The sequence below is a fragment of the Frankia sp. QA3 genome (genome assembly GCF_000262465.1).
In the GTDB taxonomy this organism is placed as follows: domain Bacteria; phylum Actinomycetota; class Actinomycetes; order Frankiales; family Frankiaceae; genus Frankia.
The window spans coordinates 1559234-1580775 of sequence record NZ_CM001489.1 but is presented as its reverse complement, the minus strand read 5'-3'; the positions used below and the strand labels follow the sequence as shown (position 1 = coordinate 1580775).

The window sequence follows — 21542 nt, the reverse complement described above, 5'->3', positions numbered from 1 at the left end:
CTCACTCACCGCCTTTGACCGCTTTCTTGATCCGATTCTCCGCAGCCTTGATTATCTGCTTGTCCTCGGCGTCCGTCTGCGACACCTGCCGATAGATGGCCAGGCAGCTCAGCAACGCGTCCCGCTCGTCCTCAGTATGCCCCGCTGCACGGTATGCCTGGGCCAGCCCGGCGAGCACCCGCGCCTCGTTGATCCGCGCCCCGGAGTCGACGTAGCAGGCACGTGCCGCCTCCCCGTGGGCGACGGCGTCGGTGTAATTCTCCAACAGCATGTGACACCTCATCAGGACACGATGGAGAGCCCCCTGGTTGTAAGGGGTGCTTGCTCGCGCCATCACCTCGACGGCGACCGCCTCTCGCTCGACCGCGTGTTCCGGTTCCCCCAGCTCGAGGTGGCAGTGGATCTCGGTGGGAAGAGTGGCTGCCACGCCACGCTCGTCCCCTAGGTCCGCGTAGATGCGTCCCGCTGTCGTCGCATGGTGACGCGCCTCCTCCCACTGCCCCATGTCCTCCCGGAGGACACCCATCTGCTGATGCCCATTGGCTACCTCAAGTAACTCGTCGATGCTTATAGCAAGGTCGATCGAGGTCCTCAGATTAAGCTCCGCCGTACCGGTCTTGTGCAGCTTTCGCTGAAGGTTGCCCAGAACACGGTGGCAAACGGCTTGGTACCGAACGCGTTCCCGCCCATCCAACTCGCCTTTTTCGATCTTGCAAGCCAAGATTAACAGACGTTCCGCAGTGAGCCAGGGGCCGTTGCGGACATGGTAGGAGCACAACGCCAGCGGCAGGCGCCATCGGTAGGCCGACAACGGCGCGAAATCCGACGATTCCAGCACCGCTAGCAGGGTGTCATGCTCGCGGTTGAACCAATCCGTCCCACCGGCCTCGTCTGTGGGAGCGGGAAGCGGTGCGCCCTCGTCCGCGATGAGGTCGTCTGGGAGCTCCCGGCCCGAGCGGAGTGCGCGGTCGCACCGACGAGCGGCTGCCAGCAACCATCCCAGCAGCCGTTCCCGCACTTCAGCTAGGCCCAGTTCTTCCCGGTCCTCGGTCGCGCGCTCCAACGCGAACGCCCGAACCAGGTCGTGCAGGCGGAACCGGTTATTCGGCAAAGGGTCCAGCAGACTACCGCGTAGGAGTTCATCGATGGCGTCGTGCGCTGCGTGCCCCGGGAGACCGGACAGGAAGACGACGACATCCAGATCGACAGTGGGCCCAGGATGAATTGCGATGACTTGCAGCACCCCCGCTGCCGCAGGTGAGAGCGGCGCGTAGGACAAGCTCAGCGAATCACGCAATGCCGTTTCCCCGTCGGGTTTAGCGCCCAGCAGCGCGGCCGGCGAGCCCAGCCTCGCAAGGAGCATTTTCAGGATGGACCCCGAGTTGAGGCGGGCCTGTGCCGTGACGAGTTTGACCGCTAGCGGAATTCCCTCGCATGCTTTCATAAGATCTCGGGCCGCAAAGGGCTCCCCATCGACCCGGGCGGCACCGACAGCCTCGCGCAGCACGGCCAGGCACGCCTCCAGCGCGATTGGACGCAAAGGCAGCACCTTTCCGCCCGCGACGGCCGGGGCGGTGACTGTCGCCCGTGTCGTGATGATCGTGCGGCTGCGCTCGCCCGCCGCTACCAGGTCCGCGGCGTGCCGATGGTCGCGAGCGTTGTCGATGACGACCAGCACAGCGCGAGTGTTCACCGCCGTCCGGTACGCGGCCAGCACGTCACCACCGCCCACGTCGACTCCCGGGATGCCTAGAGCCTTGGCGAACCCCGTCAGCACGACTGCGGGCTCCACTTCTGGACCTGCCGGGGAAAAGCCCCTCATGTCGGCGAAGAGGACCCCGTCTGGGAAGTGCTCGGCTGCGCTGTGCGCCCAATGCACCGCCAGCTCCGTCTTGCCCAGGCCGCCAAGTCCGCAGACGGTGACGACCCGGACCGCGCCGTCCGGGGCGATCAGCTCCCCCAGCACAGCGAGGTCGAAATCCCGACCTCGCAAGTCCGTCTGGACGGGCGGCAGTTGCTGTGGCGATCCCACCGGCACTGCCTTGGCCACCAGCCGCGCCTGATCTATGAGCGGCTCGGCCTCCGCACGCAATGCGGCGGGCGGCGGACCCGACTTGCTGGACGCCTCTTCGCGTCTATGCAGGTCATCGATGATGGCCTGTACTCGACCGCACCGGGCCCACATGTGCCAGAGCGCAGACCGGATCTCACCGTCGTCCATGAACAGCTCGTTGGCACGCTCCGCGTACGCGGCGGCTTTTTCCGCACCTTCCTGTTCCATGCAGATCCTGATCAAATCCACAAAGAACCGACGCCCCTCGGCTCGCAGCCCCGCTGTCTCTTGGCCTATCCACTGCGGGTCAAGGTCGGCCAGCGGGGGCCCTTGCCATAACTCTGCGGCCGCGATGAGAAGAGGCAATTTCCGGTGCACTGGCAGTCCCTTCGCTTCGACGAGCTTGTCGCGAAACCGCCAGAGGTCGACCTCCTTCGAGCCTAGCGCTAGTCGCAGAATCGAACGCTCATTTTTCTTCACCAGCTCGACGCCTGCGCGTGCCCGCAGCTTCGCGCCGTAGGAACGCAGGGTCGCTGCGGAATCCGTCCCGAAGCGGCTGCCCAGTTCACCGAAACCAACCTTGCCGCCGGAGACTGCAGCGATAGCCAGCACAGTGAGCTGGCGTGGCTCCAGCCGCACCGGCATGCCATCCACCAGTAGTCGCACGCTACCGAGGACCTGCAGATCGATCGAGGGCTCGTTCATCACAGTCAAGTGAACCAGACCGCGTGCCCTTCCGCAGCCCCAATCCGGGTCTCCACGCTTTCCCCACAGTTCCCCCACACCCGGCAACCACACTGCCCTTGTCCGAATCACTGCGTAGGAGGGAAGACAAGATGGGGTTGCGGAATCTGCACAGCTTGACGCCGTGGTGGTCAGCCACAAGCGGAGTGCAGACGTATAGGGTACGACGGGTGGCGCTGGTTGTCGTGCACAGCGTCGCGGCGGGCGAGCGGCTACTCGCGGCAGCACGCGCTGTCGAGGACGAACCAGGTGTCCAGGTCGTGTTCACCCAGCCTCCGGGGCCCGCCGACAACAGGGTCGTGGACTTCCTCGCCGCCGCAGACGCCCTCACCACCCCTTGGGAATGCGCGGTCAACGAGCGGTTCGATCTAGTGATTGCAGCCAGTCCAACCAGCATCGGCACACTGCGTGGAGCGTTGTTGCTGCTACCTGAGGTGTCTACGCGGGGTGAAATCGTCGACCACAACGGCAGGCGCTGCATCCCGGCCCTTAACGGCTTGCTCCGCCAACGGGCGGATGACTTCGACGCCGTGGTCATCGGCTTGCCGCACGACGCAGCCGTCGCCGCGCTAAGGGCCGCTTCGCCGAACAGCGGACGATGCGCCACCGTCGTCGGCGACCCCACATATGACCATCTGCTCGGTGCCCTCGCCCACCGAGACGCCTACCGGGAGCAGCTGGGGATCCCCCACGACCAGCGACTGGGTCTCGTGGTGTCGACTCGGGGACCGGACTCTCTGCTCGGTAGAACACCGGCCCTGCTCAGGCGGATCGCCATGGATCCGCCGACACGGAGCGACCGGTTGGTCTGCCACCTGCACCCGGACGTTTGGGTATGGCATGGGAGACGCCAGGTGCTGGCGTGGGCTGGGTCCGTGGTGCGCACCAAGGTACGATTCCTACGTCCTGAGCAGCCCTGGCAAGTCTCTGCTGCGGCAGCAGACTACATCGTGGGTGACCACGGTGCACTGACCGCCTACGCCGCAGCCACCGGGAAAGCGGTGTACTTGGCCAGCCCGGTATCCGCCGCCATACCGAACTCGCTGGGTGAGGCCGTCGTCCGGTACGGCAGAGTCCTGGATCCGGCTGTGCCTCTGGCGGCCCAGTTCGACTGGACGGCGCGTCCCAGCGCCCCGGTCGCCCGACGTGTCACCTCCGTCCCGGGCAGGTCCGCCGACCTGCTGCGCACGGAGTGTCTCCGCCTGCTAAGAATCACCAACTCGACTCGACAGGTGACCGACGGACGCTAGAAGAGGAGAAATCAGACATGCCCATCACCCAGATCTACTCCCGTTCCGGCGCTGGCGGAGGCGGCGGCACCGGCGACCGTTGAGCTCCTCTGGGCGAAGCACGCGCCTGGACGGCACTACGCAACGTTGAGGGGAGACGCGACCACGTCCAGACCAGCGGCGTCTGCCGCGACAGCCTCCTCTACTCCATCCTCACCCGCGAATGGCCAGCCCAACCGACTAGAGCCATCGATTGACCGGCCCCGTGAAAGTAGCACTGGGACGCAGCACGAATCGGCAGATGGATGACCGATCCCTGGCTGCAGGCAATGCTCCGCGTTAATATTCGATCAGTTTTTGCATTGTTGCCACGGAAAGCGGGGCCAGGAGATGTACGGTGGACCGGTTGTAAAATTCCTGGATGACGCGCACTGGTTCGACGTGACCCGGCTGGAGTATCCGGACGGGCGGATCGCGCGAATTCAGGAGGCGTGGATCCAGCTCTCGCCGCGCTACGTCTGCTTCTACAACAAGTGGGATCCCGGCGCGATCACGCCCCGGCACGGCCACCACGGGGATCACTCGATCTTCGTCACCCGCGGGCAGGTCTCGGACGGCACGCATGTCTGCGGTCCCGGCGCGCACATCATGCTCGAGTACGGCGACACCTTCGGCCCCTGGGAGGCCGGGCCCGAGGGCTGCGAGATGTACGGGGTGATCATGGGGGTCGGGCATCCGTTCCTGGACAAGACCGCCTGGCGCACGTACCTCGCCGAGCGCGGGATCGTCGAGCACCCCTGCCCGCCGCCGCCGCTGCCGCTGTGGTCGGCCGGGCTGAGCGTGCTGCCCGCGGATTAACCCGCCACGCGCGACGGCCGGGGCACCGCGGGACGATGCCCCGGCCAGGGGCGGGCTACTCGATCGGGTCGTCGAGGGTGGGGTTACGCACGCCGAAGCCGATCTCCTTGACGTTGAACGTCGGCTTCAGGCCCGGGCGGTCCACCCAGGACGGGCGCGGCACGTGGCCGGGCTCGGGGCGGGCCCAGTCGACCCAGGTGCCCCAGTCGTCGCGGGTCAGCTTGATGTCGCCGGGCGTGTACGGCTGGCCAAACTCGGCGTACCACTTGCCGAAGCGCTTCATCTCGTAGGCAATCCAGTAGTCCTCCTCGGACTTGAACTGCCCGTTGCCGGCGTACTCCAGGATCTGGATCGACTCGGCGCCGACCTTGGGGCCGCCCGGCACCTTGTAGTTGTCGGCCCAGTTGATGCCCTTCCAGACCACCGTGTCACCGTCGATCGTGTACCAGATCAGCGGCGTGTAGGTGCCCGGCGACCAGGACATGGTGACGTCGAGGTACTCCTCGATCTCGTCCTGGCCGTTGAACGTGCCCCAGTAGTGGTCCTTGTACCAGGCGTCCTCGGTGAAGCACTCGTGCGCCCAGCGCTTCCAGTCCTCGGCGACCGGCCCGAGTAAGTAGTAGTTCTTGAATGCTGCTTCCACTTCTTCGCGGGGATGGCTCACACGGCCTCCAGGGGTGTGGGTGGCATTGCATGCGCCTCGAGGGCGGTCAGGCGCGGACCGTGGTCGGGGTGTAGGCGGCCTTGAGGTGCTTGATGCCGTGGAGGAAGTTCGTCCGCAGGAACTGCGGCTCCTCGACGGCGTGGATGTCGGGAAGGTACTCGAACAGCGCCTTGAACACCACGGACAGTTCGAGTCGGGCGAGGTGCGCGCCCAGGCAGAAGTGCGGGCCCGGGGCACCGAAGCCGAGGTGCGGCGGGGTGAGGTCGCGGCGCACGTCGAACCGGGTGCCGTCGGGGAACACCGACTCGTCCTGGTTGGCCGAGCGGTACCACAGCACCAGCTTGTCGCCCTCGCGGAACTCCTGGTCGCCGAGGCGCACGCCGTCGGCGGTGACGGTGCGGCGCATATGCAGCACCGGCGACGCCCAGCGGACCACCTCGTCGACGGCCGTCGGCGTGACACCGTCGACGTCGGAGGCCCACAGCGCCCGCTGGTCGGGGTACTGGGTCAGCGCGAGCAGGCCGTGCGCGATGGCGTTGCGGGTGGTCTCGTTGCCGGCGCCGACCAGCAGGATGAAGAAGGAGGCGAGCTCCTGCGCCGTGAGGTTCTCGCCCTCCGCGGCGACGAGGAGGCTGATGAGGTCGTCGCCAGGGTTGCGCTGCCGGTCGGCGGCGAGCTCGCGCAGCAGTTCGGCGAAGTCGTCGCCGACCCGGGACAGGTTCTTCGCGACCCCGCGCGGGCTCTGGTCCGGGACGTACTCCGGGTCGCTGGCGCCGAGCAGCTTGTTGGTCGACTCGAAGACGAACTGCTCCTGGCTGCGCGGGATGCCCATCATGTCGTTGACGATGCGCAGCGGGATCAGGGCGGCGACCTCGGTGACGAAGTCGCACTCGCCCTTCTCCGCCACCGTCCCGAGGACCTCCCGGGTCACCTGGCCGACGTTGGCGCGCAGCGCCTCCAGGTTCTTCGCGGTGAATCCGCGGGAGATGATCCGGCGCTGGCGGGCGTGCTGCGGGTTGTCCATCGCGATGATGGAGCCGAAGAACTCCCGCAGGTCCAGCGGCTGGTCGAAGATGTTGGTGCCCTCGCCGGAGCAGAAGTCCTCGGGCCGGCGGCTGACCTCCATCACGTCGGCGTAGCGGGTCACCGCGTAGAAGCCGCGGCCCCGGGTGTTGCCGGCGAGGTCGAGTTCGGGGAAGTACGGGCGTTCCCCGGACGCGCGCACGCTCGCGAAGTAGGCGTCGCGTTCGGCCGCGGGCCGGGTCCACCAGTCGAGATCGTCCAGGTCGACGTCAGCGATCAGGCTCATGGCCGGTTCTCCTCGTGCTGTGCGGCGACACCGCGGGATGGGTGCGGCGCGCTCCGGTGGTCGTTCGGACGGGTGGCGGCGAGCTGGGTGGCGGCGAGCTGGGTGGCGGCGAGCTGGGTGGCGGCGAGCTGGGTGGCGGCGAGCGGGTGACGGATCAGGCGGCGTCGGCGGCCGGGTAGCGCAGCACGCCGCGCAGGTTCGTGCCGGCGCGCAGGTCGGCGAACGCGTCGTTGATGCCGTCGAGGGGGTAGGTCCGCGACACCATCACGTCGAGGTCGACCTGGCCGAGGCTGGACAGTTCGAGCAGCTTGGGGATGTCGGCGCGCGGGTTGCCCGAGCCGTAGAGGGTGCCGATGATGCGCTTCTCGGTGAGGGTGAGGTCCATCAGGTTGACGTCGATGGACGTCTCCGTCGCCGGGTGGATGTTGGTGACCACGAGCGTGCCCCGCTTGGCCGTCATCCGCAGGGCCTTCTTGATCAGCTTGCCGTCCCCGACGCCCATGGCGCAGATGAACACGTCGGCGCCGCGGTCCCAGGTCGCCTCCGCGACGACCGCCGGGGCCTCCTGCCAGGAGGTCGCGACGTGGGTGGCGCCGAGCTCGAGGACCTTGTCCTTCTTCGTCTCGACCGGCTCGATCGCGACGATCACCTTGGCGCCGGCGAGCTTGGCGCCCTGGATGGCCGCGCCGCCGATGCCGCCGACCCCGGCGACGACCACGGCGTCGCCGGGGCGGACCTGGGCGGCGTAGACCGCCGAGCCCCAGCCGGTGACGAACCCGCAGCCGAGCAGGCAGGCCCGGTCCAGCGGGTAGTGGTTGTCGATCTTGATGACGCTGGCCTCGTTGACCACCGTGTGGTGGGCGAACGAGCCGATCAGGCAGGCGGTGGAGATGTCCTCGCCCTTGGCGTGGTGGCGGTAGCCGTCGTCGGAGATGTGCCGCCCGCTGTACAGCTTGGCGCCGAGGTCGCACAGGCTCTGGTGGCCGGTCGAGCAGGACGGGCAGCGACCGCACGACGGCATGAACCCGAACACGACGTGGTCACCGGGCTTCAGCCAGGACACGTGCGCGCCGACCTCACGCACGACCCCGGCGCCCTCGTGCCCGCCGATGCAGGGGATGCGGAAGGGCATGTCGCGGGTGACGAGGTGCTCGTCGGAGTGACAGATACCGGAGGCGTGGAGCTCGACCAGCACCTCGTCGTGCTTGGGCGGGTCGAGCTCGATCGTCTCGACCGCCCACGGGGCGTTCGGCTCCCAGAGCACCGCGGCCTTGGTCTGCACTGTCGTGTGGTCCTCTCGTCGCTACCGGCGGTCCGGTACTGGTCGGTGGTTCGGCGCTGGGGCGGCGGCCGGTCGGCCCGCCGGGGGTTCATCCCGCCGGCAGGATGATCGACTGGTATTCCGTGTAGGCCGCCAGCCCCTCGGGACCGCCCTCGCGGCCGATGCCGGACTGCTTGAACCCGCCGAACGGGCTGCCGAGGTCCATCCCCGCGCTGGAGTTCACCCCGACGCCGCCGGCGCGGATGCGGGCGGCGACGGCGGCGCCGGCCTCGACGTCGGTCGTCCAGACCGCGCCCGCCAGGCCGTAGTCGGAGTCGTTGGCGATGCGCACCGCGTCGTCGACGCCGTCGTAGGGGATCACGACCATGACCGGGCCGAAGATCTCCTCGCGGGCGACCCGCATGCCGTTGTCCACGCCGGCGAACAGGGTCGGCTCGACGTACCAGCCGCGGTCGAGGCCCTTGGGTCGGCCGCCGCCGGTGACCAGGCGGGCGCCGTCGGCCTCGGCGGAGCTCAGGTAGCCCTCGACCCGCTCGCGGGCCTGGCTGGAGATCAGCGGGCCGACCTCGGTGGCGGGGTCGCGCGGGTCGCCGACGGTGAGCGCGCCGATGCGGGCGCCGAGGGCGTCGACGACCTCGTCGTAGCGCTCGCGGGGGGCGAGCACGCGGGTCTGGGAGACGCAGATCTGCCCGCCGTTGGACATCGCCCCGCCGACGATCGCCTCGACGGTGCTCGTGCCGAGGTCGACGTCGGGCAGCAGGATCGCCGCGGACTTGCCACCGAGCTCCAGCGTGCAGCGGCGCAGGTCGCGCGCGCACAGCTCGCCGATGCGGCGCCCGACCGCCGTGGACCCGGTGAAGCTGATCTTGTCGACGCCGGGATGGCGGACCAGGTGCTCGCTGGCCGCGGCCTCGCCGGGGACGATGGACAGCACGCCCGGGGGCAGGCCCGCCGCCTCGGCCGCCTCGGCGAGCAGGTAGGTGTGCAGGGGGGTCTGGGGGGCCGGCTTGAGCACGACGGTGCAGCCGGCCAGCAGCGCCGGGGCGAGCTTGAGCGCGGCGACGAACAGCGGCGCGTTCCACGGCACGATCGCGCCGACCACGCCGACGGGCACCTGTCGCACCCGCACCGGGCCGCCGAAGCCGCCCTTGCGGGTCGTCTCCCACTCGTGGCTGCGCCCGATGCCGCTGTAGGTGGCGAACACGGCGGTGGCGATCCCGACCTGGCCGAGGGTCGACCACGCCCGCGGCGAGCCGACCTCCGCGGAGATCAGATCGGCGAACTCCTCCGCCCGTGCCCGGATCGCCTTGCCGAGCCGGCCGACGATCTGCGCGCGCTCCGCCGGGTCGAGAGCCGGCCAGGGGCCGGCGTCGAAGGCGCCGCGGGCGGCCTGCACGGCCGCGTCGACGTCGGCGATCGAGGCGCTCGGCACGCGCCCGATCGGCTCCTCGGTCGCCGGGGAGAACACGTCGATCACCCGGGACGAGGCCGGCGGCACCCAGCCGCCGATGAAGAGATTCTCGTGGGTGTACAAGGAGGTCTCTTTCCCACTGATGATCAGGTCGGGCGGCCGGGCCACGACCGGACCGGCCCGAGCAGGACGACGCCCGGGCTCCCGCCCGACCGTATGATCACTTAATTCTGGCGTTCATGTCACCGATGTGCAAACAGTACCCGCGCGGACTACGCACCGGCCGTGTTCGCCGGGGTTCGCGCGGCGAAGTGCTGCAGGACCGGGCCGAGCAGCTCCGGGGTCGAGCCGTGCAGGACCAGCTCGTCGGCGCCGGCGTCGAGGTAGTCGTCGAGGCGGGCGGCGCACGTGCCCGCGGAGCCCACCGCGGCGGCGTCGGTCAACCACGACGGGGGCAGGGTGCCGGCGACGTCGAGGAGCTGGTGGCGGGTGAAGACGTTGTCGGCGGACCCGCGCAGGCCGGCCATCAGCGGGTGGGAGCGCAGCGCCGCCAGCGGCTCGACGCCCCACTCGTTCACCCCGGCGAGGCGCTCGCCGAAGCCCGGGATCTGGAAGTAGGTCACCGCCCGCGCGCCCACCACCGCCGTCTCCTCCTCGGGCGTGAGGTCGGGGGCGACCACGACGGTGGCGTACACCTTCACCGTCGACGGGTCACGCCCCGCCTCGGCCGCGGACTTGCGCACGATCGCCACCGAGCGGGCGACGGCCTCCGGGGTGAGGAAGGGGTGCAGCAGCGCGCCGTCGAAGTGCGCCCCGGCGAGCGCGAGGCTCTTCGGGCCGATCGCGGCGAACACCAGCTCCGGCGGCGCGACGTCGGGCAGGTCACCGAGGCGCATGACCGGGAAGCGCCCGGCGGGACCGTCGTAGGAGACCTTCTCGCCCCGGCACAGCCGGCGCAGCATGTCGGCGGAGTCGACGAGCACCTGGTTGGTCATCGCCGGCAGGCCGACGGCCTTCCACATCGGGCCGACGGAGCGCCCGAAGCCCAGCAGCAGGCGACCGCCGGTCAGCGCCTGGGCGGTCATCGCCGTGGAGGCCAGCACGGTCGGGTGACGGACGAGGAAATGCGTGATGCCCGAGGCGATCCGCACCCGGCTGGTGGCCTGGCCGATGGCGCCCGCGAGCACCCCGAAGTCCTTCGTCCCCCACCGCTCGCTGAGCCATACGGTGCCGAGCCCGAGGTGCTCGGCGGTCTGCGCCTGGCCGATCGCGGGCCGCGGATCGGCGACCCGGCCGGGCAGCACGTAGGCGCCGAGGCGGTCCGCCACCCGGGCGGCGCCGGCGAGATCGCGGTCCCTGTTCGTCGTCATGCCCCTATTCTGACATCCGTGTCTAGTATCTGGGCGATCAGCCGGTCCGGGCGGTCGGCAACCGGGGCACGCGGGCGGAAGGAGTCAGGATGGCCACCACGGCACGACGTGATCTCGAGGAGACCCGGGAGGTCCTGCGCGGGTGGCTGCAGGATCGGCACGGCGCCACCGACGTGGAGATCTCGCCCCTGACCTCGCCCAAGGCCGGCTACTCCAACGAGACGCTCTACCTGCACCTGGCCTGGACCCCGCCGGACGGCCCGCGGCGCGGCGAGGACCTCGTGCTGCGCATCGAGCCCACCGGCCACCAGCTCTTCGTGACCCCCGACGCGGTCCGCCAGGCGCGGATCATGCAGGCGCTCGCCCCGCACCCGGGCGTGCCGGTGCCGACCATCTGGTACATCGAGCCCGATCCCGCCGTGCTGGGCTCGCCGTTCTACCTGATGGGCCGGGTCGACGGCCGGGTGCCCGGTGACGTCCCGAGCTGGCACGCCGAGGGCTGGACGGTCGAGCTCAGCCCGGCGCAGCGCTCGGTGATGCACGACAACGCGCTAACCTCCCTGGTCGCGCTGCACCGCATCGACGTGCGCGACGGCTTCGACTTCCTGACGCCCGCGGGCAGTGGCACCGCGCTCGACCGCTACCTGGCGGCGCTGCGCGACTGGCACACCTGGGCGCAGCCGAGCCTGCGCTGGGAGCCCGACACCGTCGCCGCCGCCGTGGACCACCTGCTGCGCGAGCGGCCCGACGACCCGTCCGCCGGCATCGTGTGGGGCGACGCCCGGGTCGGCAACATCAGCTTCGGCGCCGACCTGTCCGTGCGGGCGATGTTCGACTGGGAGACGGCCACCGTCGGCCCGCCCGGCATCGACCTCGGCTGGTGGCTGATGTTCGAGGACTTCCTCTGCGAGGCCCAGCGGCTGACCCGCCTGGAGGGTGTACCCGACCGGGCCGCGATCATCGCCCGCTACCAGGAGCTGTCCGGCCGACCGGTCGAGCACATCGACTACTACGAGCTGCTCGCCGCCACCGTCATGACGCTGATCAACAGCCGCCTCGGCGTGCTGCTGATGACCAGCGGCGGGCTGCCGGAACGGGTCGCGTCCGCCTACGCCCGCCGCACCATCAGGATGATCCGCCGCGGCCTCGACCGCGTCGCTGCCTGACCTGCGCCGCCCGCGGACAGAAATGACGGCAGTGTTAGATAGTTGCTCTCCCTCCTGCTAGCGTGCAGCACGTCACGGTGGCGCAGCGAGCAGCACGACGGCGCCGCCCGGCGACGGGTCGGTTGGATAGCGACCCCGGGCGCACCGCCTGACCACCTCGACCGACGACCCGACGGAGCAGTGATGAGCGCACCCAGCGAGGCGGGCGCCGCGTGGGAGTTCCCGATCGAACGCGGCAAGATCCGTGAGTTCGCCCTCGCCATGCAGTCCGAGGCGCCGGAATACCAGCACCCGGACGCCGTGGTCCCGCCGACGTTCCTGATCAACGCCAACCGCTGGGCGCCCGAGGGCGCCCGCGTGCCGCACGGGTTCGATCGCCGCCGGCTGCTACACGGCGAGCAGGAGTACATCTTCCACGGCCCGCCGCCGCGTGCCGGGCAGACCCTCTACGCCGCCGAGCGCCTCGCCGAGCGGTACGAGAAGCCCGGCCGGCGCGGGGGCACCATGAAGTTCGCCGTCATCGTCACCGAGTTCCGCGACGAGGCGGGCACCCTGGTCGCCGAGGGCCGCGCGACCTACATCGAGACCGCGAAGGCCACCAAGACCGCGGAGCCCAAGACCGCGGAGCCCAAGACCGCGGAGCCCAAGACCGCGGAGCCCAAGACCGACGAGCCCAGGACTGACGGGGCCACGGGGACGGAGCAGAAGGCATGACGGCCCCCGGAACCATCCTCGCCGACCTCGCGGTGGGCTCCTCCCCCGAACCCCGCTCGTTCGGCCCGCTCACCCGGCAGATGTTCGTGCGCTACTCGGGTGCGTCCGGCGACCTCAACCCGATGCACTACGACGACACGTTCGCCCAGCGCGCCGGCTACCCGTCGGTGTTCTCCCAGGGGATGCACCAGGCGGCCCTGCTGGCCACCTTCGCCACCGACTGGCTGGGGGCGGAGAACGTCCGCCGGTTCCACGTCCGCTTCCGCGAGCAGGTCTGGCCGGACGACGTGCTGACCTGCTCCGGGGTGGTGACGGCCATCGAGGAACAGCCCGACGGCCGGCTGGTCTCGGTGGATCTGAGCTGCGCCCGCCAGACCGGCGGGGTGGCCATCGCCGGCGCCGCGGAGTTCCTGCTGCCACGCTGACGGCGACCGTGGCGGGCCGGCGACCGTGGCGGGCCGGCGACCGTGGCGTGCCGGCGACCGTGGCGTGCCGGGGAAGCTTCCGGCGCCTTCCGCACGGCCGCCGGCCTGACTCCCGGGTCGGGTTGACCGCGGGCGCCGGCCCGCAGGCCTCCCGTCCGGCGAAGTTCCCCAAAGACTCGGTGGCGCCCGCTGGCGAGAGTCGACGACCTCGGCGACGGGCGCGGCCGGGGGATCCGCGGTCCGACACAAGGGCGACGGCCGGGCCGCGGATCCTTCTCGCCCACGGTCCACTCCCCCGGCGCGCTCCCCGGACGACTCGAAGTTCAGGCCGGCGGCGCCTGGCAGCCGGTTACCGGTTACCCATTGCCCGGTTGCCGGTTGCCGGTTTCCCACAGTCAGGGTTCTGGCCACTCGACTGCCACATTCCTGCGCGATCGGTCCGTCCGGAATCGTGCCGAGGGATAGTCCCGGGAATCGCCGGGTCCTGCACCGATTGCCGCACTTATCTCTCGGCACCATCTGGCCGCTTCGTGGCCGGGAAGGTCGTGGCCGGGAAGGTCGTGGCCGGGAAGGTCGTGGCCGGGAAGGGAGTTGGTGGCCGGGAAGGTGGGTGCGAGGGTTGGCGCACCGCCATCTCCCAGCGCACCACGTTCGGCGGACGCCCGCGGTCGGGCTGTCCACGCTCACGCGCAGGAACCTCGACGTGCCGGGGCCGCCACAGCTTCACCGCCGTCTGGACGATTGACGGCTGGCGGCCACTGCGCGACCCCGGAGCCGATCTCCTATCGGTCGTCCGATGCCGTCATGTCACCCGATCCCGAGTAGTTCCACCTCGAAGACGAGGTCGGAATTGGGCGGGATGACGGGCGGGAAGCCCCTGGGGCCATACCCGTAGTCAGGTGTGATGGTGAGCACCGCCTTCTCGCCGAGTGACAGCTGGGGGACCCCCTCATCCCACCCCTTGATCACCCTGCCGACACCGATCTCGGTCCTGAACGGCTCTCCCCTGTCACGGGAGGAGTCGAACTTCTTTCCGTTGCTGAGCAAGGTGCCGACATAGTGAATCGTCACCGCGTCCCCTTTCTTGGGGAAGGTCTTGCCGTCCCCCGGCGAAAGGATCTCAATCGATACGCCCACGCAACCAGCCTTTCCTCGATGATGGGACCAGTCCTGCGGCAGCAGACCCACCCCGGCCAGAGCCGGACGAACCGCCGCCGCGGACCTCCGCACACCCGCGGACGACAACCGGGGGTGTCGGGGGAAGTATGTCAGTCGACCTACCGCACTAGCACTGCGCGCAGCTCTCCGACGGCGTGCCGGTGGTGGCGCCGGGCTGGGGGTTGAACAGTGCGCCGAGGGCGGCGAGGGCGCCGGGCACCGGGCGGTAGTAGGCCCAGACGCCGCGTTTGTCCCGGCTGATCAGGCCGGCGTCGACGAGGACCTTCAGATGGTGGCTGACGGTCGGCTGGGTCAGCCCGAGGGGTTCGGTGAGTTCGCAGACGCAGGCTTCGCCGCCGCCGCGGGCGTAGATCATCGACAGGAGTCGTAGTCGGGCGGGGACGGCGATGGCCTTGAGCACGGCGGCGAGCTGGTCGGCGTCGTGGGCGGACAGGGGTGCGGCGGCCAGCGGGGTGCAGCAGGCCCCGAGCGCGCCGGCCAGGTCGCCGCCGGCGGAGTCCGGCCGGTCGGTGGACGCCGCGGGGGCGGGCATCGAGGTCGTGGCCATGAGGTCCAGCATGCCACGAGGGATTGACAGCGGTCTATGTCTGCGGACATGCTCCGTCCGCCAGGACATAGACGACTGTCAATGTGTGAGGTGATCGTGATGGCGCGGATGCAGCTGGCGTTGAACGTGTCCGACGTGGACGCGGCGGTGGAGTTCTACTCGAAGTTGTTCGGGGTCCAGCCGGCGAAGCGTCGGCCGGGGTACGCGAACTTCGCGGTCGACGTGCCGCCGTTGAAGCTGGTGCTGATCGAGAACCCGGACGTCCGCGGCAGCGGTGTCGCGGGAGCGTTGAACCATCTCGGCATCGAGGTCGAGACCACCGAGGAGGTCACCGCCGCCACGACCCGGCTGGCGGGCGCCGGCCTGGAAACCGCGGTCGAGGAGAACACCGCCTGCTGCTACGCGGTGCAGGACAAGGTCTGGGTCGACGACCCCGACGGCGCGCCGTGGGAGGTCTACACGGTGCTGTCCGACGTCGTCGACGGGTCGATGCCGACCCTGCGGATGGTCGAGCCCGGCGGCGGCCCGGGGTCGGCCTGCGCCTGCGGACCGGGGGTGGACTGCGGCCCGGCCGCCGACACCACCGCCGACACCGTCGACGTCGCGATCGAACCGGCGCCCGCCGGCACCCGCTGAACCCCGTGGCGGACATCGAGCAGGATGGTCGGCCGGCGCTGGCGCGGCGGCTGGCCGCCGAGGCGGTGGGCAGCATGCTGCTGACCGCCCTGGTCGTCGGGTCGGGGATCGCCGCGGTCCAGCTCAGTCCGGGCCAGGTCGGGTTGCAGCTGGTGGAGAACGCCGCGGCGACCGCCGCCGGCCTGTTCGCCGTCATCCTGATGGTCGGCCCCGTGTCCGGGGCGCATGTCAACCCGGTCGTCAGCCTCGTCGACGCCGCGTTCGGCGGGCTGTCGTGGCGCGACGCCGCCGCCTACCTGCCCGCGCAGGTCGCCGGCTGTGTCGCCGGGGCGGTGCTGGCGAACCTGATGTTCGACCGGTCGGCGGTGTCGATCGCGACGCACCACCGTGCGTCGGGGGCGCATCTGCTCGCCGAGGTCGTCGCGACCGCCGGGCTGATCCTGCTGATCTTCGCGCTGGCCCGGTCGGGGCGGGCCGAACGGGCCCCGGCGGCGGTCGGCGCCTACATCGGGGCGGCGTACTGGTTCACCAGCTCGACGAGTTTCGCGAACCCGGCGATCACCCTCGGGCGGATGTTCTCCGACAGCTTCGCCGGGATCGCCCCCGCCTCCACCCCGGCGTTCATCGCCGCGCAGGCCGTCGGCGGGGCGGTTGGCTGCGGGCTGGTCCGGCTGTTCTACCCGCCCACGGCCGCGGCCCGCGCCCAGACCGCGCAGATCCTGCTGCCCCCTCCCGACCCGGCGGCCAGCGGAAACGGCGCCGAGCCGCGGGCGCGCCGGGGCGCCTCGTGAGCGACCTGCCTCGGCCGGCCGACGCAGCATCCACCCCACGAAAGGATCATTCCTCGATGACCGCGAAACCGTCCGTGCTGTTCGTCTGCATCCACAACGCCGGCCGCTCCCAGATGGCCGCCGGCTGGCTCACCCATCTCGCCGGCGACCGCGTCGAGGTCCGCTCCGCCGGCTCCGCCCCCGCCGACCGGATCAACCCCACCGCGGTCGCGGCCATGGCCGAGGTCGGCATCGACCTCACCGACCAGACCCCGAAGATCCTCACCGTGGACGCCGTCGAGGCCTCCGACGTCGTCATCACCATGGGCTGCGGCGACGCCTGCCCGATCTTCCCGGGCAAGCGCTACGAGGACTGGAAGCTCGACGACCCCGCCGGCCAGGGCATCGACGCCGTCCGCCCGATCCGCGACGAGATCCGCACCCGCATCGACGAACTCCTCGCCGAGCTTCTCCCCGCCGCCACCTGACCGGGCCACCTGACCGGGGCTGCCGGGGCCGAACGATGAGCGGGCCGCGGCGCTGTACCCGGATGGCAGCCGCGGCCCGCGGGCCGATGGCCACCGACCCCTCCCATTTCTAACAGATCTGTCACACAACACCGAGTCCTACCGGCTCACCTCACATCGCCACCGGCGCCGTTACCGTGCGAAGTCGGGCTCGGTAGCCCCTACACCGCCACGCCAACGCGATCCCGCAACCGTTCCTCCCCCTGGCCGGGTGGGGCGGGAGGGTGCGCCCCCGCTCCCCACGGCGGGCGGAGCGAGCGGAGGTCCCCCTACTCCGTAGGCGGAACGTCACCAAATCTGACATGGCGACTATGTATCGTCCGGCGCGTGCCGCAGGCGGTGGAGCTGGCCCGCGCGAGCCCGTGCCGGCGGGGGGCTCCCACCGGCACGGGCTCGCCGCTGCCGTTACTCGACGCAGATGGCGCCCGCGCCGTGGGGAGTGGTGAGCTTGCCGTTCTTGATCACTCCGTACCAGCCGCACGGGACGGAGACCGCCGGCTTGTCCTTCGCGTAGGTGGTCGGCGGGATCAGGCCGCCGAGGGTGTTCTTCGCCGGCTGGGCGTAGAGCCCGGCGTAGAGGTCCGCGGAGGTCGGGCTGGGTCCGATCTTCGCGGCGGCCTTGCCGAACATGACGCCCGCGGCCCAGCCGGCGCTGGCGCTGGCGTTGAGCGGGGTGTCCGGCTTGTAGGTCTTCATCGCCTGGAGGAAGTCCGCCGTCTCCGGGGCGTCGCCGAACCAGTTGAACGAGTCGTTCGCGATGTAGGCGCCGTCGTAGTTGGCGTTGTCCAGCAGCTTGTCGAGGAAGCTCTGGCCCGGCGAGATCAGCTGCGGCCGGTAGTTCTGCTTCGCGCAGTCCGCGACGAAGCGCTCGCTGACCTCACCCGAGCTGTTGAGGATGATCGAGTCCACTCCGGCCGAGCGCATGTTGAGGCACTGGGAGGTGTAGTTGGGCGACGACGACGAGATCGCCAGGCCGGCGGCGAACTGCAGGCCCAGCCTCGTGGCGATGCCGCCGGCGAGCGTGAGTCCCTGCGCGCAGGCGGGCAGCTCGGCGCAGACGACCATGCCGAGCTTCTTCTTACCGGCGATCTTGGCGGCGTTCACCTCGGACACGACGTAGTTGACGGCGGTGTCGGAGGTCGGGAAGAAGTTCGGGTCGGTCAGCCACAGCGCCGCGGTGGCGGAACCACCGATCACCGGGATCTTCTTCGACTCGATGTAGTCCTTCCAGGCCGACTCCAGGCCGGAGGCGTGGGTGCCGACGAGCGCGATGGCCTTGTCGTTCTCGACTATCCCCTTGACGGCGGCCAGGGCCTTGGCCGGGTCGTTGCCGTCGTCGCGGACGACGACCTTGATCGGGTGGCCGTTGATGCCGCCCCGGTCGTTGGTCCACTGCGCCCACGCCTGCACCGCGTCCGGCGTCGCCTTGGAGATGACGCCGGCGAACCCGCTGTACTGCCCCACCGAGCCGATCACCAGCGGGCTGCCGGTCGGCGCCGGCGACTTCGGCGCCGCGGGGGCCGCCGAGGCGCCGCCCCCGGAACCGCCGCCGGAACCGCCCCCCGAGCTGCCGCACGCGGCGACCGCGAGGACCAGAGCCACGAGACATACCACCGGTCGTAATATCTGGCGCTTCACTCAGGTGCCCTTCTTCATCTTCATCGGGTTGTCGTATCCAGCGCCTCCCCCACGCCACGGGCGTGAGCGGAGAAATCGGGATGCCGCGGACGGGCGCGCCGCCACGCACCGCGACCCCCACCGGGCGCCGCCGTCGGTCAGGAGGCGGTCAGGAGGCGGTCAGCCGCCGGTGGGGTCGGCGGTGAGGGTGATCGCGCGTTCGGGGCACGACCCGGCGCCTCGCCGGGCGCCCTCGACGCGGCCGGCGGTGAGCGGGCCGTCGGCGACGACCTGGCCGTAGCCCTCGTCGTCGTCGCGGAAGACGTCGGGGGCGAGCATGTAGCACAACCCGTGCCCGACGCAGAGCTCGTGGTCGATGGCGACCCTCATCGCGCCCCGCCCGGGGTGAGGATGAGCGGAAGGGCCTCCAGGCCGACCGTGCCGCGGGGGAACTTCACCGCGGGCGAGAACCCGGGCGCGATGTCGTAGTGCGGGATGAGCCGGTGCCACTCCTCGTAGACCAGGCGCATCTCGAGGCGGGCGAGGTGGGAGCCGAGGCAGCGGTGCACGCCGACGCCGAAGCTGGCGTGCGGGTTGTCGCCGCGGTGGAAGTCGATCGTGTACGGATCGGGGTAGCGCGCCTCGTCGCGGTTGACCGCGGCGATGTAGGCGGTGACCCGGGTGCCGGCGGGCAGCGTGCGCCCGCCGAGGTCGGTCGCCGCGGTGGTGATCCGCGGCACGAACGGCGCCGGCGGGTCGAGGCGGAGCAGCTCCTCCACGGCGGCGGGGACGAGGGTGGGGTCGTCGACGATCTCCTGACGTCGGTCGGGATTGCGCGCGAGGCGCTCCATTCCGAAGCCCAGGGCGTCGGTCACCGTGTCCAGGCCGGCGAGGACGAACAGGAAGCACAGGCCGATCACCTCGGCGTCGGTGAGCGCGTCGGAGCCCTCCAGGCACAGCAGCTCGCTGAGCACGTCCGGGCCGGGAACCCCGCGGCGGGCGGCCACCAGCTCGGACAGGTAGGTGAACAGCTCGCCGGCGTGGCGCAGGTCGGCCTCGTCGGAGCTGATCACCCCGGACGGGTCGCTCAACGCGAGGATCGCGTCCTTCCACGCGACGAACTGGTCGCGCATCTCCATCGGGAGCCCGAAGAAGGTCAGGAAGACCTGCACCGGGAAGACCGACGCGACTTCGGCGACGAAGTCGCATTCCCCCCGGGCCGGCAGCGGCGCGATGAGCTCGGCGAGCTGCCGGCGTAACTCCGGCTCCAGGGGCCTGATGCTGCGCGGGCTGAAGAAGGGCTGCAGGATGTGCCGGTAGCGGGCATGCTCCGGCGGGTCGAACGCGATGGGGACCAGCGGGAGCGGGCTGCCGAGGGTGTCGAAGGCCTGCCGGGAGGAGAACACCGCCGGATTGCGGAACGCGGCCTCCACGAGCGCGTGATCGGTGAGCGCGACGTCGGGTTCGAGCTGGACGATGGGCCCGTGCTCGCGGATGAGCCGCCATGCGGCGTCCCGGTCGTCGCGGACGGGCAGGTCCTCGAAGGTGAGGGGCTGGGATTCTCCGGCCGACGACATCTGGCCTCCCTGGGTACGTTGGTCCGCTGGCTGCGTTGGTCCGCTGGCTGCGTTGGTCCGCTGGCTGCGTTGGTCCGCTGGCTGCGTTGGTCGATGCGGGACACGCCGGCCGCGCCGAGCGGTGGCCGGCGAACGATGCCGGTCAGAAGGCCGAGCGCAGCGCTCCGCCGTCGACCGGGATGAGCTGACCGGTGACGTAGCCGGCCCAGGACGAGCAGAGGAAGGCCACGACGGCGGCGATCTCCTCCGGGCGTCCCGGGCGGCCGACGGGGATACCGGTGCTGAACTGGGTCATCATGTCGGCGGGCGCGAGGCCGCGCTGCGCCCCGACCCCACCGACGTAGTCCCACATCCGGTCGGTGGCGATGAAGCCGGTGCCGATGGTGTTGACGGTGACGCCGTCGCGGCCGAACTCGTTGGCCAGCGAGCGGTTGAGCGTCACCACCGACGCCCGCACGGTGTTGGCGAGGATGTGCTTGAGCTCGGGCGGCGGCTCCTTGGCCGCGCCCGACCCGATGTTGACCAGCCGCCCCCAGCCGCGTTCCCGCATGGCGGGCGCGACCAGCCGGGTGAGGTGGACGACGCTGAGGGTCATCTCCCGGAAGGCGCGGGCGAAGTCGTCCCCGGTGAGGTCGAAGAAGTCGCCGGGACCGGGGCCGTGGACGTTGCTGACGGCGATGTCCGGCGGCCCGAACTGCTCCCGGGCCTGCGCCACGACCCGCTCGATCTCCTCGGCGACCGTCATGTCCGCCGCCACGCCGTGCGCGACGCCGCCGTTCTTGCGGATCGTCTCCACGACCTCGCCGACCGCCTCGGCGCCGCGGGCGGTCACGACGACCCGCACCCCCTCGGCCGCGAGCAGTTCGGCGACCGCACGCCCGATGCCGCGGCTACCGCCGGACACTACCGCGACACGATCCGCGATCCCGAGATCCACATTGACCTCCCCGGACGTTTACACGCTGCCAGATTCGTGAAGCATGCCACATCCCACGGGGTGAGGAAACTTATACGGAGATGGGCATTTGAGTGCCCTTTTCCGATGACGCGTTCGTCAGATGACTCAGACCATCCGGTCAGGTGCATGACGATGCAGCCGACGCCCGGCGCAGCGCGTCGACGGCCCACCGCGGTGGCGGCCCCTCGCGGTGGCGGCCCCTCGCGGTGGCGGCGAGGCCCCGCCCCAGGTAATATCCGGCCCCGCGCGCGCCTCACGTGTCCGCCCCGGTGCGGCAGAGCAGCTAGCGGCGGGCCACGTCGTGGTAGATCACCAGCATCGAGCCGTGGGTGGGCAGCTCGTCGGTGATCTCGAGCTGCTCGGGCAGCTTGTAGAGGCTCAGCCCCAGCGCGAGCAGGTGGCGTCACATCTCGGCCAAATCCAGGTGGGTCCCGCCGTGCACCCGCTCCACCACCGCGCACACCCGCTCGCCGCATTAGTCATCGGGCAGTCCGACCACGGCCACC

General features: G+C 70.5%; 22 protein-coding genes. 10 read left to right on the top strand and 12 right to left on the bottom strand.

All coding sequences use genetic code 11. From position 1 onward, the window contains the following. Position 1: 1 nt before the first annotated feature. A complete protein-coding gene (locus FRAQA3DRAFT_RS06215; protein WP_009738215.1) occupies positions 2-2758 on the bottom strand; it encodes an ATPase in 2757 nt (918 codons plus the stop codon). A gap of 209 nt (positions 2759-2967) precedes the next feature. Between FRAQA3DRAFT_RS06215 and FRAQA3DRAFT_RS06210 the strand changes: the two genes are divergently transcribed. Beyond that, positions 2968-4047, top strand: a complete 1080-nt coding sequence (locus FRAQA3DRAFT_RS06210; RefSeq protein WP_198287035.1) for a hypothetical protein — start codon at positions 2968-2970, stop codon at positions 4045-4047. Between the two features lie 369 nt (positions 4048-4416). After that, entirely contained in the window at positions 4417-4884 is a 468-nt protein-coding gene (locus FRAQA3DRAFT_RS06205; protein WP_009738213.1) for a hypothetical protein, read from the top strand. A 55-nt stretch (positions 4885-4939) separates the two neighbouring features. On the opposite strand, the gene FRAQA3DRAFT_RS06200 is transcribed toward FRAQA3DRAFT_RS06205, so the two are convergent. Continuing rightward, entirely contained in the window at positions 4940-5548 is a 609-nt protein-coding gene (locus tag FRAQA3DRAFT_RS06200) for a hypothetical protein (protein ID WP_009738212.1), read from the bottom strand. Between the two features lie 46 nt (positions 5549-5594). Next, positions 5595-6857, bottom strand: a complete 1263-nt coding sequence (locus FRAQA3DRAFT_RS06195; protein WP_009738211.1) for a cytochrome P450 — start codon at positions 6855-6857, stop codon at positions 5595-5597. Between the two features lie 56 nt (positions 6858-6913). Between FRAQA3DRAFT_RS06195 and FRAQA3DRAFT_RS37985 the strand changes: the two genes are divergently transcribed. Continuing rightward, entirely contained in the window at positions 6914-7036 is a 123-nt protein-coding gene (locus FRAQA3DRAFT_RS37985) for a hypothetical protein (RefSeq protein ID WP_255346996.1), read from the top strand. On the opposite strand, the gene FRAQA3DRAFT_RS06190 is transcribed toward FRAQA3DRAFT_RS37985, so the two are convergent. The 3 genes from FRAQA3DRAFT_RS06190 to FRAQA3DRAFT_RS06180 all read right to left on the bottom strand — a co-directional run bounded on the left by FRAQA3DRAFT_RS06190 (position 7012) and on the right by FRAQA3DRAFT_RS06180 (position 10920). Next, the gene (locus FRAQA3DRAFT_RS06190) at positions 7012-8139 is read right to left on the bottom strand and encodes an NDMA-dependent alcohol dehydrogenase (RefSeq protein WP_009738210.1); all 1128 of its coding nucleotides are present in this window, start codon (positions 8137-8139) and stop codon (positions 7012-7014) included. The two genes, FRAQA3DRAFT_RS37985 and FRAQA3DRAFT_RS06190, sit on opposite strands and share 25 nt — an antisense overlap. Before the next feature lie 88 nt (positions 8140-8227). After that, positions 8228-9673, bottom strand: a complete 1446-nt coding sequence (locus FRAQA3DRAFT_RS06185) for an aldehyde dehydrogenase (protein WP_035922346.1) — start codon at positions 9671-9673, stop codon at positions 8228-8230. Positions 9674-9822: 149 nt separating this feature from the next. Further along, positions 9823-10920, bottom strand: a complete 1098-nt coding sequence (locus FRAQA3DRAFT_RS06180; protein ID WP_009738208.1) for a TIGR03857 family LLM class F420-dependent oxidoreductase — start codon at positions 10918-10920, stop codon at positions 9823-9825. A gap of 89 nt (positions 10921-11009) precedes the next feature. On the opposite strand from FRAQA3DRAFT_RS06180, the gene FRAQA3DRAFT_RS06175 reads away from it, so the two are divergent. From FRAQA3DRAFT_RS06175 to FRAQA3DRAFT_RS06165, 3 genes are all read left to right on the top strand, one after another. Then, positions 11010-12086 carry a phosphotransferase family protein gene (locus FRAQA3DRAFT_RS06175; RefSeq protein ID WP_009738207.1) on the top strand — a complete coding sequence of 359 codons (1077 nt, stop codon included), beginning with the start codon at positions 11010-11012 and terminating at the stop codon, positions 12084-12086. 183 nt (positions 12087-12269) lie between these two features. Continuing rightward, the gene (locus FRAQA3DRAFT_RS06170; protein ID WP_009738206.1) at positions 12270-12800 is read left to right on the top strand and encodes a MaoC family dehydratase N-terminal domain-containing protein; all 531 of its coding nucleotides are present in this window, start codon (positions 12270-12272) and stop codon (positions 12798-12800) included. Next, positions 12797-13225, top strand: coding sequence for a MaoC/PaaZ C-terminal domain-containing protein (locus FRAQA3DRAFT_RS06165; protein WP_009738205.1), 429 nt, complete (start codon positions 12797-12799; stop codon positions 13223-13225). Before FRAQA3DRAFT_RS06170 ends, FRAQA3DRAFT_RS06165 begins: the two co-directional genes overlap by 4 nt. Before the next feature lie 807 nt (positions 13226-14032). On the opposite strand, the gene FRAQA3DRAFT_RS06160 is transcribed toward FRAQA3DRAFT_RS06165, so the two are convergent. Both FRAQA3DRAFT_RS06160 and FRAQA3DRAFT_RS06155 read right to left on the bottom strand, forming a co-directional pair. Then, positions 14033-14362, bottom strand: coding sequence for an FKBP-type peptidyl-prolyl cis-trans isomerase (locus FRAQA3DRAFT_RS06160; protein WP_009738203.1), 330 nt, complete (start codon positions 14360-14362; stop codon positions 14033-14035). A 148-nt stretch (positions 14363-14510) separates the two neighbouring features. Then, positions 14511-14951, bottom strand: a complete 441-nt coding sequence (locus tag FRAQA3DRAFT_RS06155; RefSeq protein WP_009738202.1) for a helix-turn-helix transcriptional regulator — start codon at positions 14949-14951, stop codon at positions 14511-14513. 99 nt (positions 14952-15050) lie between these two features. On the opposite strand from FRAQA3DRAFT_RS06155, the gene FRAQA3DRAFT_RS06150 reads away from it, so the two are divergent. From FRAQA3DRAFT_RS06150 to FRAQA3DRAFT_RS06140, 3 genes are all read left to right on the top strand, one after another. After that, entirely contained in the window at positions 15051-15587 is a 537-nt protein-coding gene (locus tag FRAQA3DRAFT_RS06150; RefSeq protein WP_009738201.1) for an ArsI/CadI family heavy metal resistance metalloenzyme, read from the top strand. 74 nt (positions 15588-15661) lie between these two features. Further along, positions 15662-16378: an MIP/aquaporin family protein gene (locus FRAQA3DRAFT_RS06145; RefSeq protein WP_157468049.1), complete on the top strand. Its 717-nt coding sequence runs from the start codon at positions 15662-15664 to the stop codon at positions 16376-16378. Between the two features lie 56 nt (positions 16379-16434). After that, a complete protein-coding gene (locus FRAQA3DRAFT_RS06140) occupies positions 16435-16845 on the top strand; it encodes an arsenate reductase ArsC (protein ID WP_009738199.1) in 411 nt (136 codons plus the stop codon). Between the two features lie 444 nt (positions 16846-17289). On the opposite strand, the gene FRAQA3DRAFT_RS06135 is transcribed toward FRAQA3DRAFT_RS06140, so the two are convergent. From FRAQA3DRAFT_RS06135 to FRAQA3DRAFT_RS06120, 4 genes are all read right to left on the bottom strand, one after another. Beyond that, a complete protein-coding gene (locus FRAQA3DRAFT_RS06135) occupies positions 17290-18486 on the bottom strand; it encodes an ABC transporter substrate-binding protein (protein WP_157467155.1) in 1197 nt (398 codons plus the stop codon). A 195-nt stretch (positions 18487-18681) separates the two neighbouring features. Beyond that, the gene (locus tag FRAQA3DRAFT_RS06130; protein ID WP_009738197.1) at positions 18682-18891 is read right to left on the bottom strand and encodes a ferredoxin; all 210 of its coding nucleotides are present in this window, start codon (positions 18889-18891) and stop codon (positions 18682-18684) included. Then, positions 18888-20078, bottom strand: a complete 1191-nt coding sequence (locus FRAQA3DRAFT_RS06125; RefSeq protein WP_009738196.1) for a cytochrome P450 — start codon at positions 20076-20078, stop codon at positions 18888-18890. The genes FRAQA3DRAFT_RS06130 and FRAQA3DRAFT_RS06125 overlap by 4 nt, the downstream gene beginning before the upstream one ends. Before the next feature lie 142 nt (positions 20079-20220). Then, on the bottom strand, positions 20221-20982 hold the full coding sequence (locus tag FRAQA3DRAFT_RS06120) for an SDR family oxidoreductase (protein WP_232291939.1): 762 nt from the start codon (positions 20980-20982) through the stop codon (positions 20221-20223). A 379-nt stretch (positions 20983-21361) separates the two neighbouring features. Here FRAQA3DRAFT_RS06120 and FRAQA3DRAFT_RS36770 point away from each other — a divergent pair. Further along, a partial coding sequence (locus FRAQA3DRAFT_RS36770; protein ID WP_035920630.1) for a hypothetical protein occupies positions 21362-21542 on the top strand: 181 nt, incomplete at its 3' end.

Bases quoted from the DNA above. Each gene is read 5' to 3' on its own strand.
- FRAQA3DRAFT_RS06215 (WP_009738215.1), bottom strand. From the start codon at position 2,758: ATGAACGAGCCCTCGATCGATCTGCAGGTCCTCGGTAGCGTGCGACTA.
- FRAQA3DRAFT_RS06205 (WP_009738213.1), top strand. From the start codon at position 4,417: ATGTACGGTGGACCGGTTGTAAAATTCCTGGATGACGCGCACTGGTTC.
- FRAQA3DRAFT_RS06195 (WP_009738211.1), bottom strand. From the start codon at position 6,857: ATGAGCCTGATCGCTGACGTCGACCTGGACGATCTCGACTGGTGGACC.
- FRAQA3DRAFT_RS06180 (WP_009738208.1), bottom strand. From the start codon at position 10,920: ATGACGACGAACAGGGACCGCGATCTCGCCGGCGCCGCCCGGGTGGCG.
- FRAQA3DRAFT_RS06175 (WP_009738207.1), top strand. From the start codon at position 11,010: ATGGCCACCACGGCACGACGTGATCTCGAGGAGACCCGGGAGGTCCTG.
- FRAQA3DRAFT_RS06170 (WP_009738206.1), top strand. From the start codon at position 12,270: ATGAGCGCACCCAGCGAGGCGGGCGCCGCGTGGGAGTTCCCGATCGAA.
- FRAQA3DRAFT_RS06165 (WP_009738205.1), top strand. From the start codon at position 12,797: ATGACGGCCCCCGGAACCATCCTCGCCGACCTCGCGGTGGGCTCCTCC.
- FRAQA3DRAFT_RS06155 (WP_009738202.1), bottom strand. From the start codon at position 14,951: ATGGCCACGACCTCGATGCCCGCCCCCGCGGCGTCCACCGACCGGCCG.
- FRAQA3DRAFT_RS06150 (WP_009738201.1), top strand. From the start codon at position 15,051: ATGGCGCGGATGCAGCTGGCGTTGAACGTGTCCGACGTGGACGCGGCG.
- FRAQA3DRAFT_RS06145 (WP_157468049.1), top strand. From the start codon at position 15,662: ATGCTGCTGACCGCCCTGGTCGTCGGGTCGGGGATCGCCGCGGTCCAG.
- FRAQA3DRAFT_RS06140 (WP_009738199.1), top strand. From the start codon at position 16,435: ATGACCGCGAAACCGTCCGTGCTGTTCGTCTGCATCCACAACGCCGGC.
- FRAQA3DRAFT_RS06130 (WP_009738197.1), bottom strand. From the start codon at position 18,891: ATGAGGGTCGCCATCGACCACGAGCTCTGCGTCGGGCACGGGTTGTGC.
- FRAQA3DRAFT_RS06125 (WP_009738196.1), bottom strand. From the start codon at position 20,078: ATGTCGTCGGCCGGAGAATCCCAGCCCCTCACCTTCGAGGACCTGCCC.